This window comes from Pseudoalteromonas sp. TB41, from assembly GCF_000497975.1.
GTDB lineage: Bacteria > Pseudomonadota > Gammaproteobacteria > Enterobacterales > Alteromonadaceae > Pseudoalteromonas > Pseudoalteromonas tetraodonis.
Genome location: NZ_AUTH01000088.1, coordinates 1 through 14,963 on the forward strand (window position 1 = coordinate 1; position 14,963 = coordinate 14,963).

At 43.4% G+C, this 14,963-nt stretch carries 18 protein-coding genes and 1 pseudogene; 15 read left to right on the forward strand and 4 right to left on the reverse strand.

The annotated features are described in order from the left end of the window. From L641_RS23305 to L641_RS0114890, 4 genes and pseudogenes are all read left to right on the forward strand, one after another. Positions 1–873: pseudogene (locus L641_RS23305) on the forward strand (hypothetical protein); the annotation flags it as partial. A gap of 9 nt (positions 874–882) precedes the next feature. After that, entirely contained in the window at positions 883–1,389 is a 507-nt protein-coding gene (locus L641_RS0114880) for a hypothetical protein (protein WP_024602319.1), read from the forward strand. A gap of 127 nt (positions 1,390–1,516) precedes the next feature. Further along, entirely contained in the window at positions 1,517–1,780 is a 264-nt protein-coding gene (locus L641_RS0114885) for a hypothetical protein (protein WP_024602320.1), read from the forward strand. Between the two features lie 130 nt (positions 1,781–1,910). Continuing rightward, the gene (locus L641_RS0114890) at positions 1,911–2,150 is read left to right on the forward strand and encodes a hypothetical protein (protein ID WP_024602321.1); all 240 of its coding nucleotides are present in this window, start codon (positions 1,911–1,913) and stop codon (positions 2,148–2,150) included. A gap of 163 nt (positions 2,151–2,313) precedes the next feature. Here the strand turns inward: L641_RS0114890 and L641_RS0114895 are convergent, their stop codons facing one another. The 3 genes from L641_RS0114895 to L641_RS0114905 are packed head-to-tail and all read right to left on the reverse strand — an operon-like array spanning position 2,314 to position 4,626. Further along, entirely contained in the window at positions 2,314–3,501 is a 1,188-nt protein-coding gene (locus L641_RS0114895) for a VWA domain-containing protein (RefSeq protein ID WP_024602322.1), read from the reverse strand. A 1-nt stretch (position 3,502) separates the two neighbouring features. Further along, positions 3,503–4,351, reverse strand: coding sequence for a MoxR family ATPase (locus L641_RS0114900; protein WP_008464234.1), 849 nt, complete (start codon positions 4,349–4,351; stop codon positions 3,503–3,505). A gap of 50 nt (positions 4,352–4,401) precedes the next feature. Further along, the gene (locus L641_RS0114905) at positions 4,402–4,626 is read right to left on the reverse strand and encodes a DUF1653 domain-containing protein (RefSeq protein WP_008110327.1); all 225 of its coding nucleotides are present in this window, start codon (positions 4,624–4,626) and stop codon (positions 4,402–4,404) included. Between the two features lie 61 nt (positions 4,627–4,687). Here L641_RS0114905 and L641_RS0114910 point away from each other — a divergent pair, with 61 nt between their 5' ends. The 11 genes from L641_RS0114910 to rpoS all read left to right on the forward strand — a co-directional run bounded on the left by L641_RS0114910 (position 4,688) and on the right by rpoS (position 12,319). Further along, a complete protein-coding gene (locus L641_RS0114910) occupies positions 4,688–5,161 on the forward strand; it encodes a DUF2947 domain-containing protein (RefSeq protein WP_024602323.1) in 474 nt (157 codons plus the stop codon). Positions 5,162–5,231: 70 nt separating this feature from the next. After that, the gene (locus tag L641_RS0114915; RefSeq protein WP_016899656.1) at positions 5,232–5,864 is read left to right on the forward strand and encodes a hypothetical protein; all 633 of its coding nucleotides are present in this window, start codon (positions 5,232–5,234) and stop codon (positions 5,862–5,864) included. A 35-nt stretch (positions 5,865–5,899) separates the two neighbouring features. Continuing rightward, positions 5,900–6,187 (forward strand): cell division protein FtsB, encoded by a 288-nt coding sequence (gene ftsB, locus L641_RS0114920; protein ID WP_013465673.1) that lies wholly within the window; start codon positions 5,900–5,902, stop codon positions 6,185–6,187. Continuing rightward, positions 6,177–6,878, forward strand: a complete 702-nt coding sequence (gene ispD, locus L641_RS0114925) for a 2-C-methyl-D-erythritol 4-phosphate cytidylyltransferase (protein ID WP_024602324.1) — start codon at positions 6,177–6,179, stop codon at positions 6,876–6,878. The genes ftsB and ispD overlap by 11 nt, the downstream gene beginning before the upstream one ends. Beyond that, a complete protein-coding gene (gene ispF / locus L641_RS0114930) occupies positions 6,875–7,357 on the forward strand; it encodes a 2-C-methyl-D-erythritol 2,4-cyclodiphosphate synthase (RefSeq protein ID WP_013465671.1) in 483 nt (160 codons plus the stop codon). Before ispD ends, ispF begins: the two co-directional genes overlap by 4 nt. Then, a complete protein-coding gene (locus L641_RS0114935; RefSeq protein WP_024602325.1) occupies positions 7,354–8,403 on the forward strand; it encodes a tRNA pseudouridine(13) synthase TruD in 1,050 nt (349 codons plus the stop codon). The genes ispF and L641_RS0114935 overlap by 4 nt, the downstream gene beginning before the upstream one ends. Further along, positions 8,384–9,148 carry a 5'/3'-nucleotidase SurE gene (surE, locus tag L641_RS0114940; RefSeq protein WP_010387748.1) on the forward strand — a complete coding sequence of 255 codons (765 nt, stop codon included), beginning with the start codon at positions 8,384–8,386 and terminating at the stop codon, positions 9,146–9,148. The genes L641_RS0114935 and surE overlap by 20 nt, the downstream gene beginning before the upstream one ends. Beyond that, complete coding sequence (locus L641_RS0114945) at positions 9,138–9,776, forward strand: protein-L-isoaspartate(D-aspartate) O-methyltransferase (protein WP_024602326.1); 639 nt, start codon at positions 9,138–9,140, stop codon at positions 9,774–9,776. The genes surE and L641_RS0114945 overlap by 11 nt, the downstream gene beginning before the upstream one ends. Positions 9,777–9,785: 9 nt before the next feature. Then, the gene (locus L641_RS0114950; RefSeq protein ID WP_008464217.1) at positions 9,786–10,364 is read left to right on the forward strand and encodes a YqaA family protein; all 579 of its coding nucleotides are present in this window, start codon (positions 9,786–9,788) and stop codon (positions 10,362–10,364) included. Between the two features lie 41 nt (positions 10,365–10,405). Then, positions 10,406–11,230 (forward strand): peptidoglycan DD-metalloendopeptidase family protein, encoded by an 825-nt coding sequence (locus tag L641_RS0114955; protein ID WP_024602327.1) that lies wholly within the window; start codon positions 10,406–10,408, stop codon positions 11,228–11,230. Positions 11,231–11,347: 117 nt separating this feature from the next. After that, positions 11,348–12,319, forward strand: a complete 972-nt coding sequence (gene rpoS, locus L641_RS0114960) for an RNA polymerase sigma factor RpoS (protein WP_024602328.1) — start codon at positions 11,348–11,350, stop codon at positions 12,317–12,319. 56 nt (positions 12,320–12,375) lie between these two features. Here rpoS and mutS read toward each other — a convergent pair whose 3' ends face one another. Beyond that, positions 12,376–14,961: a DNA mismatch repair protein MutS gene (gene mutS / locus L641_RS0114965; protein ID WP_024602329.1), complete on the reverse strand. Its 2,586-nt coding sequence runs from the start codon at positions 14,959–14,961 to the stop codon at positions 12,376–12,378. Between the last annotated feature and the right edge of the window lie 2 nt (positions 14,962–14,963).

The following is a 14,963-nucleotide window of genomic DNA, read 5'->3' on the forward strand; positions in this document are numbered from 1 at the left end:
CCCGCCACTAGCGACAGCCATCTGCCTCAATCCCCGCAAAACAAAGAAGAAACTTTACAACGCATGGAGCAGGCCACAAAAAAAGTACAGGAATGCCGCCAAGCCAAACAGGAGCTTCCGCGCTCCCCATACAGTACGGCCGATAAGGCGCGTATTGTCGATGAGGGATTAAGCGATAAGTTTATCGTGCGTGTCATTGAGTCCAAATACGCGGGTGATAGCGGTACCATTGGCTATATGCCAGAGGGAGCAACCACCGCCACCTACTGGACAACCACTTACACACAACTAGAGCATGCCGATAAGGACGCTGAACTGATTACCAAGGCCGTTGGTATTGATTACAACCCCGAGGCCGATTACACCTTATTGCTTATTGACCAAGAACAGGCCAACGCCAAAGGCGATATGGTGAGTTTTATTCCCACCTATGGCAATTTAAGCGAGTTTTCACAAAAAGAAATTGCCGATGAATTTGAAGGCCGTGAATACCTCATCGAGCCCTGCATGACACCGGAATACAGCGAAGCCTATGAGCATATTCATGGCACCGCTAAGCGTAAAGGTGTAGACCTTAATAATAAACAGCAATTTAACAAGCACGCCAAAAGCCTCGGCTTCGATGAAGATCAGACTGTGTTGCTGGATATGCGCCACCAAATGAACAAAAAGCTCGGTGCTAACGAACAGTTTTTGGGTAACGGTATGACCAAGGACAATACCGCCAATAACCCGGTTACGCCCTTTGGTGAACCTAAGACCGGCCAAGACTATGGCCCACTGGAAACCTTCACCTACGATAAAAACCCTCAAACATTGGGCAAGCTGGAAAAAGACGGCATTGTTACCCGCATTCCACTGAATAAGTCCTAAGGAACAAACATGAAGCAATTTAATGAGATAGACCCCTTAACCATTTCCCAAGACCCCCGTGTGGTTGCCAGCATTCAAGATGACCGAAACCCTAATATTACTTATTACTTCTTAATTGATGCCGATCACTTAATATTGGCAACTGCTGACTACTTCACCGACCTTGAGACACAAGAAAGTGAATGGCTGCATTACCAAATCGAATTCCCCAAGCGCGGCTTACAGTGGTACTTGGATACCTTGCAGCACAAATTCTTTAAAACCGAGGCTGAAGGCGGCCTGCCCAAAGGCCAGTTTCATGATAAAACTGAAATTGACGGTGAGCGACTAAAGCTTGGGCGTGCTTTCAACGCCGACGGTAACGGCGGGGGCGGGTATTCTTTTGTGACCCTTGATCGTAAAGAGAGCTATGGTTCGGCAAAAGAGCACACCTTCACTGACGCGTTTTTATTCAAAGGCGGGTTGATTCAGATTCTGCTAGATATTGCCGGTAAAATTAAGGCTGGTCAGCTATAAAAAGCCATAACAAACGCAAGCAGCCGGATATTTATTCTGGCGCTTGGCTTGTGCTTATCGCTACGCTAGCACAAGCCAATCCCCTCCATAAATACCGCTGTTGCGGGCGTTACTGTATTTGAGAGTTATGGAATTAAACGAAGCAATCACATCTTACAATGAGCTATTAGGCAAATACGGTGTTCGCAATTGGAGGCTTAGTGATGTTCGTTCTGCGTCATCAGCACGAACTGTACTTAAAAAGTTTGGAGGAATGGGAAGTATAAATGATTTATATATTTGTTTTGCCAATGGTCACAATATAAATCCAGATCAAGAAGCAGCAGTAAATAGTGAGCTTCATGAATTATTAGAGTGTATTTATCAGCATTGTAAAGCAAAGGCTAAGTAGTGAGAGATACATCACAAAGTTAAAAAGTTTAGGTACCCACGCACTTCGTGCTGGTCCTACGTAAACTGTTACGTTTTTTGTTTCCAAAAACACCGCCGTTGCCAAAGGCGTTATAAATCTAGGAATCATTATGAAATGGCCTACAACTGAACAATGCTATGCGGCAATGGCAAAACTCGCTGAGTATTATATGGAAGGTGAGAAGCTGGACTATTGGATGGATTTGATTTGTAGTGGAGTTGCTAAGGACGTTTTCCCTCCAGGCAAAGGCTTCCTTGTAGATGTATATGAAGCAAGGATGTCCACGGATAAGCCTGAGCTTGAAGACTACTTGGAATTGCACCAGCTTATTTGTAGCGTATGTGTGTAGCTAAGTTAGATTTATAACCAGCGTATTAAGAGTAGACGGTGAACAGATGGCTGCTTTTTTTCACTAATTTTAGTCAACTGCTTCTTTAGTCAACTGCTTTCGCTGCTTACACAGGCGTTACCACTGTCTGCAAATGGCACTGAGCTGCCATAGATATTAACTATCAACTCAGCTCTTTTATCGCGCTACTTATCCCATCTAAACTCAGCGGGTACATGCGGTTGTTCATTAGCTGCTTTATAAAGTCAATTGATTGATAGTACGGCCAATGCTCAACCGGCTGTGGGTTGAGCCACGCGACTTTATCAAAGTGATTGGTGATTCGGTTTAACCACGCACTACCAGGTTCTTCATTCCAATGTTCTACTGAGCCGCCAGGGTAGGCAATTTCATATGGGCCCATAGTGGCATCGCCAACAAATATTACTTTGTAGTCGCTGGTAAACTTGTTGATCAGCGTCATGGTGTCAATAACGTTTGAGTGGCGGCGTTGGTTATCTTGCCAAACGTGTTCGTATAAACAGTTATGAAAGTAGTAAAACTCTAAATGTTTAAACTCGCTGTGGGCGGCGCTAAATAGCTCTTCACAGGTATGAATGTAGTCATCCATTGAACCGCCAATATCAAACAGCATCAAGACTTTTACGGCGTTGTGGCGCTCGGGGGCCATTTTTACATCGAGCATGCCACCTTGTTTGGCGGTCGCGCGAATAGTCTCGTTTAAATCAAGGGTGTCGCTTGCGCCCGTGCGGGCAAATTTGCGCAGCTTTTTAAGGGCCAATTTTATGGTACGAGAGCCAATTTCGCGGTCAGAATCTAGATTACGGTATTCGCGCTTATCCCACACTTTTACCGCTTGGCGATTGCGGTTGCCGTCTTGACCAATGCGCACGCCCTCAGGGTTATAACCATACGCACCAAAAGGTGAGGTGCCACCGGTACCTACCCACTTATTGCCGCCAGCGTGGCGTTTTTGCTGTTCTTCTAAACGCTCTTTTAGGGTTTTCATTAGCTCGTCGAGCCCGCCCATGGCTTTTAGTTGGGCTTTTTCTTCATCGCTTAGGTGCTTTTCAAACTCTTTACGCAACCAATCTTCAGGTAAGTTGTGTTGCTGTTTTAAGCTCTCGAGCAGGTCTAAGTCGGCAATACCGCTAAAGTAATCGCTAAAGGCTTTATCGAAACGGTCAAAATGGGTTTCGTCTTTTACCATAATAGTGCGCGCTAAATGATAAAAGGCGTCTACATCAGCAAATACAACGCCTTGTTTTAAAGCGTTTATTAAATCGAGCAGTTCGCGCAGACTCACGGGTAAGCGGTATTTGCGTAGCGTGAAAAAAAACTGTACCAACATATTAGCGACGGCTCATAAACGCGAGCTTTTCGATTAGGCTTATGTCTTGCTCGTTTTTAAGTAGTGCGCCGAACATCGGCATTAAGCCGCCTTTTTGCGCTTTGTCGTGCAGGGTTTTGGCGTCTATGTCTTCAGCCATTAATAGTTTTAACCAATCCAGTAACTCGCTGGTAGATGGCTTCTTTTTAAGGCCGTTGGCTTCGCGTAAGTTAAAAAACACTTCAAGTGCTTGGCGAACTAAATCTTGTTTAACATGCGGGTAGTGCACATCAATAATTTGCTGCATTTCGTCGCTATTTGGAAAATCAATATAATGGAAAAAGCAGCGGCGTAAAAACGCATCAGGCAGCTCTTTTTCATTGTTTGATGTGATGATCACAATAGGGCGCTCTTTGGCCACAATGCGCTCACCGGTTTCGTATACATGAAATTCCATTTTATCGAGTTCGAGTAGTAAATCGTTTGGAAACTCAATATCGGCTTTGTCTATTTCGTCAATCAGGAGTACTGGGCGTTTTCCGTTTAGCTCAGCGTACATGAAGGCTTGCCACAGCTTACCTTTAACTATGTAGTTACTAATATTGTGAACGCGCTCATCACCTAGCTGGCTGTCGCGTAAACGCGATACTGCATCGTACTCGTACAAACCTTGCTGCGCTTTAGTGGTTGATTTTATATGCCACTGAATAAGCTCTGTATCTAAACTTTTTGCCAGCTCTTCAGCCAACATGGTTTTACCTGTGCCCGGCTCGCCTTTAATTAAAAGCGGTTTTTGCAGCATAATAGCGGCGTTTACTGCCTGTTTTAATGCTGAGCTTGCGATGTAGTTGTCGGTTGAATTAAATTGCACGGGTCATCCTCTGGTCTGAGCAGTAATTATTATGCGTTATAATGCCATAGTTAATCGGCTTCACCAAGGTAGGCAAAACGCGCAATCGTTTTACCGTCTTTTTCTACGGTTTCAGTAAACATACTTAGTGGGCGTGCCCATATGCCGTATTCACCGTATAAGGCTTGGTAAATAACCAATTGCTCGTTGGTTTCGCTGTGAGTTGCCACATGCATAACTTTGTATTGTGGGCCTTTGTAGTGTTGATATAAACCCAGTTTTAGTGCTGTAGTCATAGTCTGTTATCTTGTATAATTTGCCTTCGCTTTTTATTATGCCAAAGAATACGCCAATACTATGAATTATATTTCTCTTGATGATTACAAAAAAGCCTGGGTATTTCGCCACAAAGATATTCCGGTTTCAGATATTGATGCAGCTAATATTAAACCGATGACCAGCGAGCGTGCTGCAGTGCTATGGACAACCATGGTGAGTCGTGAACATGATCATCCTGACTTTTTTGATAAAACCGATTGGTGCGCGCAAGAGCAAAACTTTAGCCAAGAAGTAAATTGGGAAGACGCATGGGAATGCGAAGAACCCCAATTTCCTGACGCTATTTTAAACCACCTAGACTGGCAGGCTAACACCACCGTTTATTTTTGTATGGCGCGCGATAATATTATTGAAACGAGCTTTGATGTGTTTAAACGCAACTGGCAAAACTTTATGTTTTTAGCCGATGGCAGTTTATTAATTGGAAAAAAACGTAATACGGTTGTGCAATTTTTAGAATCAGGCATTGCGAAATTAGGCGAAAAGCCCTAACAATCGGTGCTTAAAAACTGTGCATTACTGTGTTATAAAACATCTATTAAGGTGTTTTTGAGTACAGCGATTGGTCAGTAAAAATAAGCAGTTTGACACAAACCAACAAGTTGAAATGTGGCAAACTGATGCACAAAAAGTGCTTTATGCACAATTATGTAATGCCTTTTATCAGCGTGAGGTGCAGCGCTTAGTGGCTGAACCTAATGGTGATCGTTTACGCAGGCAATTAAAAAGCCTGCCTTATTACATTGAACGTGCCGCAACACGGGTGGCTAATGCAACATCGCCTTTTACGCTCGATGCGCAAAATGGTGGGTGGCTTGAAAAGCAAAAACCAACTCCGCCAGAAGTTAATTCTTCAGCGAATGAACTTTTTTATCAAGTCTATGCCAAAGTTGGGCTGATTATTCCTGTATTATTACAAAATCACGGCCAAATTCGGGTTAGAATAGACAGCATTGATCAAGTAACTAAAACACAGGTTCATTGCAATGAGCTTGGCTGGTTTGATTTTTTAGGTCAAGGGCTTGAGCAGCAAAGTGCGCAATTACTCAAACCCAACAAAGCAACGCTTGCTGCGGCGTGTTGTGGCCACCAGTGGCAGTTTTCAAAGCGCAGTACGCCACGGGTATTATCGTTACGGGAAATGTTATTGGCTGCCAATATTAATTGGCGCAATGTTAAGCGGCCATTGGCGTAAAGCTTACAATTCAAAATTAAAATAAGGAGTGTTTAATGCGATTTTTTCAATTTGGCTTGTTGTGCTTAGCACTTTTTATTCAGTATAGACTTTGGTTTGGCCATAATGGTGTGCAAGACTACACCCGTCTAAAAAATGCGGTGGCATCGCATCAACAAACAAACGAAAAGCTGATCAAGCGTAATAAAGTATTAAAAGCGGATATAGAAGATTTAAAGCTCGGCCTTGAAGGTATTGAAGAGCGTGCCCGCAACGAATTAGGAATGATTAAACCGGACGAAACCTTTATTCGTGTTTTACCGGCTCAACACCATGACAAATAAATTTACTATTGCAGCTATTGTTCCTGCCGCAGGTGTTGGTAGCAGAATGCAACACACAACACCAAAGCAATATATTTCCTTAGCAGGGAAAACCATTTTAGAGCACACGCTCGCTAAGTTATCGCAGTTACCGCAGTTAAATTCTATAGTGGTGGCTTTGAGCGAAACCGACCCTTACTTTGACGACCTTACCCTAATAGACTCTCGCATTGTGCGTGCTATTGGCGGTAAAGAGCGTGCAGATTCAGTATTAAACAGTTTATTGTTTTTAGCTGCCAATCCACCGACTTGGGTTTTGGTGCATGATGCAGCAAGACCTTTAGTGGATATTGCTGATATAAAACAGTTAATAACACAATGCGTGCAATCCGATGAAGGCGGCATTTTAGCCAGTAAAGTAAAAGACACCATAAAACGCGGCCAAACACATGCACAGCACACTGTGCCGCGTGACGATTTATGGCAAGCGCTTACGCCACAGCTTTTTAAATATGACGAGCTCAAAACAGCACTGCAAAATGCGTTAGCCAATGGGGCAATTATTACTGATGAAGCCAGTGCAATGGAGTGGGCAAATAAGCCGGTAAAGCTGGTGGCAGGGCGCAGTGATAATATTAAAATTACCACCCCAGAAGATTTAGACTTAGCAGGCTTTTTACTGCAAAAACAAAATAATGAGAGTGCAACATGATACGAATAGGCCATGGTTTTGACGTGCATAAGTTTGGAGGCCAAGGGCCTTTAACCATCTGCGGCGAAAAAATTGATTACCCTCAAGGCTTTTTAGCGCACTCAGATGGTGATGTAGCTATTCATGCTTTATGTGACGCTATTTTAGGATCATTAGCGCTGGGTGATATTGGTAAGCATTTTCCGGATACGGCCAGTGAATATGAAAATATTGATAGCCGTATTTTACTTCGCCATGTAGTGAACCTAGCCAAGCAACAAGGTTATGTATTGGGCAATGCGGATGTAACTATTGTGGCACAAGCACCAAAAATGCTGCCGCACATCCAAGCCATGCGAACCAATCTTGCCAGTGATTTAAATGCCGAGCTTTCACAGGTAAATGTAAAAGCTACCACTACCGAAAAACTCGGTTTTGAGGGGCGTAAAGAAGGAATTTCAAGCCATGCTGTGGTCATTATGAGTAAACAAAACGCATGAGCGAATTAAATTATTTATATGGCGCGCCGCTTTCCAAAGCCGACTTTAAAACCACCGCAGAAGACTTTATGGTTGATGAGGAGCTCGGTATAGAGTTTACCGGCAGTGGTGAACACGTGTGTTTGCAAGTGGTTAAAAAGGGTGAAAACACCCAATATGTTGCCAAGCTGATTGCACAAAAAGCGGGTGTATCGCCACGTGATGTAAGCTATGCCGGTATGAAAGACCGCCATGGAGTATGCTCGCAGTGGTTTAGCGTAAAAGTACCGATTAAAAAGCATATTGATTTTACAGAGCTGAACAGTGAAAGCGTGTTTGTGGTATCGCAGCAGCGCCATGAGCGAAAATTGCGCACCGGTTGCCATAAAGGAAATAGATTTACTATTACCTTGCGCAATGTAACCGAGCCGCTTGATATTTTGTGCCGTATAAACGCAGTACGCGCAGGTGTGCCTAACTATTTTGGTGAACAGCGCTTTGGTCGTGATGGACACAACCTAGTGATGGCCGAAAAGATGTTTGCCGGTGAGCGTATTCGCGATAAAAAGCTGCGAGGCATTATTATTTCTGCTGCGCGTTCACATGTGTTTAATCAAATTGTTAGTTTACGCGTGGCAGAGCATGGCCTTGCTAAAACCATGCACCGCGAAGTATTTATGCTCAGTGGCAGTAATGCATTTTTTGAAGATGCGATAAGTGATGAAAATATTGCACGGCTTGCCTCAGGCGACATTATGATGTCGGCGCCCATGGTGGGCAAAAGTGAAAAAGGCTTAACCGAACAAGAAAAAACATGGTTGGCACCGTATCAAGTATGGTGTGATGGCTTAGGTGAGTTAGGGCTTAAAAACGAGCGTAGAATGCTGCGTTTAATCCCTCAAGATCTAAGCATAGAAACACTTGATGAACGCACATTAAAACTCAGCTTTGGTTTACCCAAGGGCTGCTTTGCAACGGCTTTACTGCGCGAACTGGTTAATTATACTGACGCCAGCCCTCGCGAGCGAAAAGAAAAGGATAACGCAGATGAAGATTCTATTAAGTAATGATGATGGTGTTAATGCCAAAGGTATTGCTGTTTTATATCAAGCATTAACACAAATTGCTGAGGTAACGCTGGTTGCGCCAGATAGAAATTGTAGTGGTGCTAGTAATTCACTAACGCTAATGAATCCGCTGCGTGCCACAACGCTCGACAACGGATTTATGTCGGTAAACGGTACACCCACTGATTGTGTGCACTTAGGTGTTAATCAATTAGTGGATGAAAAACCCGATTTGGTTGTTGCCGGTATCAATCATGGCGGTAATTTAGGCGACGATACACTTTACTCTGGTACAGTTGCTGCGGCGACCGAAGGTCGTCATCTGGGCCTACCAGCAATTGCAGTATCTTTGTGCTCTCATCATGGTGAGCATTTTGAAACAGCGGCAGCCGTTACTGTAAATATTATTAAAGGGCTTGCCTCACATCCGCTGCCGAAAGATCAGATCATTAATATTAATGTTCCCGATATTCCGCTCTCTGAGCTCAAAGGCGTTCAGGTAACTCGTTTAGGGGCTCGTCACAAAGCAGAAACCATGACCAAGCAAACCGATCCATGGGGACGCGATATTTTTTGGTATGGCTCACTAGGGCTTGAAAGCGATGCCGGTGAAGGCACTGACTTTTATGCGGTTAATAATGGCTATGCATCAGTGACCCCGTTAAGCGTTGATATGACTGCCAAAGACAGTATTAAAGCCGTGGGAGAATGGTTAGCCGAGTTGGAGATTAACCGTGCTGGCTAATTATACCCGCAGTGCACAAGCGCTTTCAGAGCTTTTACAGCGAGAGGGCGTAGAAGATAAAGAGGTTTTAAAAGCAATAGCGCAAATTCCTCGGCATATTTTTATTGATGATGTACTCAAGCATAAAGCGTATCAAAATACCGCGTTACCGATAGGGCAAGGGCAAACTATTTCTCAGCCTTATATTGTTGCCCGCATGACCGAGCTAATGCGATTGGCAGGTGTACAACATAAGGTGTTAGAAATAGGCACAGGGTCTGGCTATCAAACGGCGGTTTTGGCTAAAACCTTTGATAAAGTATATTCGGTAGAGCGTATTAAAGCTTTGCAATGGCAAGCTAAACGCCGATTACACCAGCTTGATTTGTACAATGTCGCCATGAAACATGGCGATGGTTGGCAAGGCTGGCAGTCACAAGCGCCATTTGATGGCATTATCGTGACCGCTGCGGCAACCACCATTCCCCCCGAGTTACTCGCACAACTTGCCGATGGAGGCGTATTACTCGCCCCTATTGGTGAGGCGGAACAAAAATTAACTATGGTTATTCGCCAAGGCGATAGCTTTACAGAGCATGTAATTGCGCCAGTAAGATTTGTACCTTTAGTCCCTGGTGATATTGAATAGGAATTCATTTTGAAGTTGTTTACCAAGTTATACGATATGGCGCTAGTGTGGGCTAAACACCGCCATGCAGAACGTTATTTAGCAGGAATGAGCTTTGCCGAATCGGTATTTTTTCCGGTCCCACCCGATGTAATGTTAGCCCCCATGTCGCTAGCGCAACCGAGTAAGGCATGGCGATTTGCAAGCTTTGCCACGGTTGCGTCTGTGCTCGGCGGCGTGCTGGGTTACCTGCTTGGATTTTGGTTGTTTGAACCGGTTGTAGAGCCCTTTATTGCGCAAATGCAATGGCAAGATAAATTTAATACGGCGCTTGCATGGTTCAAAGATTATGGTGTTTGGGTGGTATTTATAGCGGGATTTTCGCCTATTCCTTATAAAGTGTTCACCATTGGCGCTGGTGTATTACAAATGGCGTTTTTACCTTTTATTATTGCTTCTGCTGTTGGCCGTGGCGCGCGTTTCTTTTTAGTTTCTGCTTTAATGAAATGGGGCGGAGTTAAAATGGAACAAAAATTACGTCAATATATTGAAGTACTTGGCTGGGCAGTGGTTGCTTTAATCGCTGTTGCGTACCTATTGTTGCGATAATAGCCATAATATAATGATATTAAAACAGAGGGCAAAACACATTGAATAAACAAATACGCTGTTATGTTGCTTTATTTATTAGTGTTTTGCTTTGTGCATGCTCGTCTCGCCATGTTCCGGCTCCTGTAAGTAGTTTAAATAATAATATTAATGACTATCCTTCACGGATTAATATTAACGGTGGTAAGTACACAGTACAAAAAGGCGATACACTTTACTCGATTGCTTTTAGTGCCGGAAAAGATTTCAGAGAACTTGCAAAAAACAATTCAATTCCATCACCTTACACTATTGTTCCTGGTCAGGTTGTATCCCTTTTAGAACCAAGCAGGTCAAGGGTTACACAAAAAAAGCATAAAAAGAAAGCTGCTAAAAAGCCTTCTCATTTACAAAAAAGTAACAGAAAATTAAAGAAAGAGCTTGATAAGCCGAAAAAACGTAGGTATGTTCAAAAACAAGCTAACCAAAAAATTAGTCAGTCTCAAGGTTCTTCAACTAAAAAGTTGAGTTGGTTTTGGCCTGCTAAAGGTAAAATAACAAAACGCTTTTCTAACAAGGAAAATGGTTATAAAGGCCTACAGATTGCTAATAAAAAGGGTACTACCGTACTCGCCGCTGCTCAAGGAACGGTAGTCTATGCGGGTAGTGCACTAAGAGGTTACGGTAATTTAATTATTTTGAAACATAACGATGATTACCTAAGTGCTTATGCACATAATTCAACGTTACTTGTTAAAGAAAAGCAAACAGTGAAGGCGGGACAAAAAATAGCAGAAATTGGTAATTCAGAGTCTTCAGTAACGGCACTTCGTTTTGAAATTCGTTATCGAGGAAAAGCTGTTAACCCTGCTAAATACCTACCCTGAACTAAAGGTGTTGATTGATTGTTCTGGAGAAGGCTCATGGCTAATATAGCAAAAGCTAATAAAACGACTACAGACCTTAATCATAAAGTTATTGATAGCTTGCTCAGGAGAAGTCTTATGGCTGATGTAGCAAAAGCTGAGAAAACCCCCACTGATGATAAGTTTGACGATTCAAAAGTTGAAGATCCAACGCAACTACTTGATGACGTGGAAGATGAAGACGTATTTGTTAAAGAAGAAGTCACTAAAAACCTCGACGCCACTCAGTTATACCTAGGCGAAATTGGTTTTTCCCCTCTATTAAGTGCAGAAGAAGAAGTATTTTTTGCACGAAAATCGCTGAAAGGCTGTGAAGCTTCCCGTAAACGCATGATTGAAAGTAACTTACGCTTGGTTGTGAAAATTGCGCGCAGGTATAACAATCGTGGGCTTGCTCTACTCGATTTAATTGAAGAAGGTAACTTAGGACTCATTAGAGCGGTTGAAAAGTTTGATCCTGAACGTGGTTTTCGATTTTCTACTTATGCTACATGGTGGATACGTCAAACCATTGAGCGGGCGATAATGAATCAAACGCGTACGATTCGTTTGCCTATTCATGTAGTTAAGGAGCTTAACGTTTATTTACGTACAGCACGTGAGCTAACGCAAAAGCTTGATCATGAGCCTACCGCAGAAGAAATTGCAGAAAGCTTAGATAGACCGGTTGAAGACGTCACCAAAATGCTACGCCTAAATGAAAAAATAGCCTCTGTAGATATGCCCATTGGTGGCGAGAATGACAGTGCATTATTAGATGTGATTGCCGACGAAAAAAATGTAGGTCCTGAAGGTGAAGTGCAAAACAATGATATGAATACGCATATTATTGACTGGTTAGGTGAATTGAACCCTAAGCAGCGCGAAGTACTGGCACGTCGGTTTGGTTTACTCGGTTATGAGCCTTCAACGCTTGAAGATGTGGGCCGTGAAATTGGGTTAACCCGTGAGCGAGTTCGCCAAATACAGGTTGAGGCGCTACGTCGGTTAAAAGATATCTTGCAGCAAGAAGGATTAAGTACCGAAAGCTTATTTGAACAGTTCGCTTAATCTAAACACGCAATAAAATTAAATACAGCCCGACCTTTTAGTCGGGCTGTTTGCGTTTAAAGCAGTGCTTTTAATTTATAAAGCAGTTCATGCGCCTGACGCGGTGATAGGTTATCGGGATCTATTGCGGTCATTTGTTGCTCAAGCTCATTAGGCTGAATTATTTGCGGTTCACTATCAAACGGTAAAACCTGTTGCTCTGTGGTGACTGTTGTGACACTTTGATGATTTTCAAGCAAGCTTAGCTTTTGTTTTGCTTGGGCAATAACCGCTTTAGGTACGCCAGCCAGAGCTGCCACTTGCAAACCAAAACTTTTACTTGCGGCACCATCTAATACCGTGTGCATAAAGGCAATGGTATCGTTGTGTTCAATGGCATCTAAGTGCACATTAACCAATCCAGGTGTTTGTTCTGCAAGCTCTGTGAGTTCAAAGTAATGGGTTGCGAACAGAGTTTTAGCTGCTATTTTTGAAGCAAGATGATCAGCTGTCGCGTATGCCAGTGATAAACCATCGTAAGTACTGGTTCCTCGGCCTATTTCATCCATTAATACTAATGATTGTGCGGTGGCATTATTTAAAATTGCCGCAGTTTCTGTCATTTCAACCATAAAGGTAGAGCGCCCAGATGCTAAGTCGTCACTGGCGCCAATGCGGGTAAATATTCTATCGATATTACCAATTTTAGCGCTATCGGCAGGAACGTAACAGCCAATATGTGCCATAAGCACAATAAGCGCAGTTTGGCGCATGTAGGTTGATTTACCGCCCATGTTAGGGCCGGTAATAATCAACATTTTACGCTGGTTATTTAGCTCCACAGGGTTGGCAATAAACGGGTCTTTCATTACCTGCTCTACCACAGGGTGGCGGCCTTGTTTAATGCTGATATTATCGTTATCGCAAAGCTCAGGCTTGGCATAATTAAGTGTTTGAGCACGCTCTGCTAAATTGTTCAGTACATCTAGATCGGCAATGACCGAGGCCATTATTTGTAGCTGCTCAATATGCGGAGCTATAAATTCAAATAACTGTTCGTATAATTGTTTTTCAAGGGCCAGCGCTTTTGATTGGCTGCCGAGGACTTTGTCTTCGTGTTCTTTTAGTTCTGGGATTATATAGCGTTCGTTATTTTTTAATGTTTGACGACGAATGTAATCTGCAGGCACTAAGTGCGAGTTGGCGCGGCTCACTTCAATAAAAAAGCCATGCACTCGGTTATAACCAATTTTAAGTGTACTAATACCGGTGCGTTCACGTTCGCGCTGCTCTAGCTGTTCAAGCACATCGGTGGCACCTTGGCTTAAATTACGCCACTCATCGAGTTCGCTGTTATACCCTGGCGCAATAACACCGCCATCACGAATTAACACTGGCGGATTATCAATGACAGCACGTTCAAGTAATGCTTGTAGCTCAGGAAGCTCTTTAGAATGCGTAATTATATGCGAAATACGCGTATCAGTTGCATCGTTTAATAAGCTATGCAGTGGCGCCAATGCTTGAAGCGCACTGCGAAGCCGTGTTAAATCGCGTGGGCGAGCGGTATGTAATGCCAAGCGAGCAATTACACGTTCTATATCACCAATCTCTTTGAGCGCGTCATGCAGTTCACCACATAATTGTGCATCTAAAATAGCAGTAATAGCATTAAGTCGTGAGTTGAGTTCATCTTTATTACGAATAGGAGTATGAATGCGACGTTTAAGTAATCGCGAGCCCATCGCCGTTGCTGTTTTATCAAGCACTTGGGCTAAGGTGTTTTCAAAGCCGCCGGATAAATTAACCGTTAACTCAAGGTTTTTACGGGTTGGCGCATCCAAAATAACCGCGTGTTCGTTATGCTCAAGAGTGATTGCGCGGATGTGCGGTAATGCAATACGTTGGGTATCTTTTACGTACTGCATTAAACAGCCTGCTGCCACCAAGGCGCTATGTGCTTTGTCGACGCCAAATCCCACTAAATCTTTGGTCCCAAACTGCTCGCACAGTAAGTGTTGCGCGGTATCAAGGTCAAACTCCCAATCAGGGCGACGTCTTGCCCCTTTAATGTGTTCAATTAAGTGGATATTTTCAAAGTGTTCGCTATACAGTAATTCAGCAGGCGCTAAGCGTTGTAGCGTTGAGCTAAATGCTTCATCAGTGTTTACTTCAACAACATTAAAGCGTCCTGAGTTGATATCAAGATACGCAATACCGTATTGGCCTTTTTTATTTTGCCAAACACTGGTTAAAAGGTTGTCTTGGCGTTCTTGCAGTAAGGCTTCGTCAGAAATGGTACCCGGGGTGACAATACGTACTACCTTGCGCTCAACAGGACCTTTGCTGGTGGCTGGGTCGCCCACTTGCTCACAAATAGCCACCGACTCGCCCATTTGTACCAAGCGGGCTAAATAGTTTTCTACTGCATGATAAGGCACGCCCGCCATAGGAATAGGATCGCCGCCGGCTTTGCCACGATGTGTTTGTGAAATATCAAGCAATTGCGCGGCGCGTTTTGCGTCATCAAAAAAGAGTTCGTAAAAATCCCCCATCCGATAAAACAATAAAATATCGCGATGCTCTGATTTTATTTTTAGATACTGCTGCATCATAGGGGTTTGTTGTTTTATAGTGTGCGGTGCATAAAGATCAAACGACATGT

What these genes read in the sequence shown, in the direction of transcription:
- L641_RS0114905 (WP_008110327.1), bottom strand. Translation starts at nt 4,626, where the DNA reads ATGACTACAGCACTAAAACTGGGTTTATATCAACACTACAAAGGCCCA.
- L641_RS0114910 (WP_024602323.1), top strand. Translation starts at nt 4,688, where the DNA reads ATGAATTATATTTCTCTTGATGATTACAAAAAAGCCTGGGTATTTCGC.
- L641_RS0114895 (WP_024602322.1), bottom strand. Translation starts at nt 3,501, where the DNA reads ATGTTGGTACAGTTTTTTTTCACGCTACGCAAATACCGCTTACCCGTG.
- L641_RS0114880 (WP_024602319.1), top strand. Translation starts at nt 883, where the DNA reads ATGAAGCAATTTAATGAGATAGACCCCTTAACCATTTCCCAAGACCCC.
- L641_RS0114935 (WP_024602325.1), top strand. Translation starts at nt 7,354, where the DNA reads ATGAGCGAATTAAATTATTTATATGGCGCGCCGCTTTCCAAAGCCGAC.
- mutS (WP_024602329.1), bottom strand. Translation starts at nt 14,961, where the DNA reads ATGTCGTTTGATCTTTATGCACCGCACACTATAAAACAACAAACCCCT.
- ftsB (WP_013465673.1), top strand. Translation starts at nt 5,900, where the DNA reads ATGCGATTTTTTCAATTTGGCTTGTTGTGCTTAGCACTTTTTATTCAG.
- ispD (WP_024602324.1), top strand. Translation starts at nt 6,177, where the DNA reads ATGACAAATAAATTTACTATTGCAGCTATTGTTCCTGCCGCAGGTGTT.
- ispF (WP_013465671.1), top strand. Translation starts at nt 6,875, where the DNA reads ATGATACGAATAGGCCATGGTTTTGACGTGCATAAGTTTGGAGGCCAA.
- L641_RS0114890 (WP_024602321.1), top strand. Translation starts at nt 1,911, where the DNA reads ATGAAATGGCCTACAACTGAACAATGCTATGCGGCAATGGCAAAACTC.
- rpoS (WP_024602328.1), top strand. Translation starts at nt 11,348, where the DNA reads ATGGCTGATGTAGCAAAAGCTGAGAAAACCCCCACTGATGATAAGTTT.
- L641_RS0114885 (WP_024602320.1), top strand. Translation starts at nt 1,517, where the DNA reads ATGGAATTAAACGAAGCAATCACATCTTACAATGAGCTATTAGGCAAA.
- surE (WP_010387748.1), top strand. Translation starts at nt 8,384, where the DNA reads ATGAAGATTCTATTAAGTAATGATGATGGTGTTAATGCCAAAGGTATT.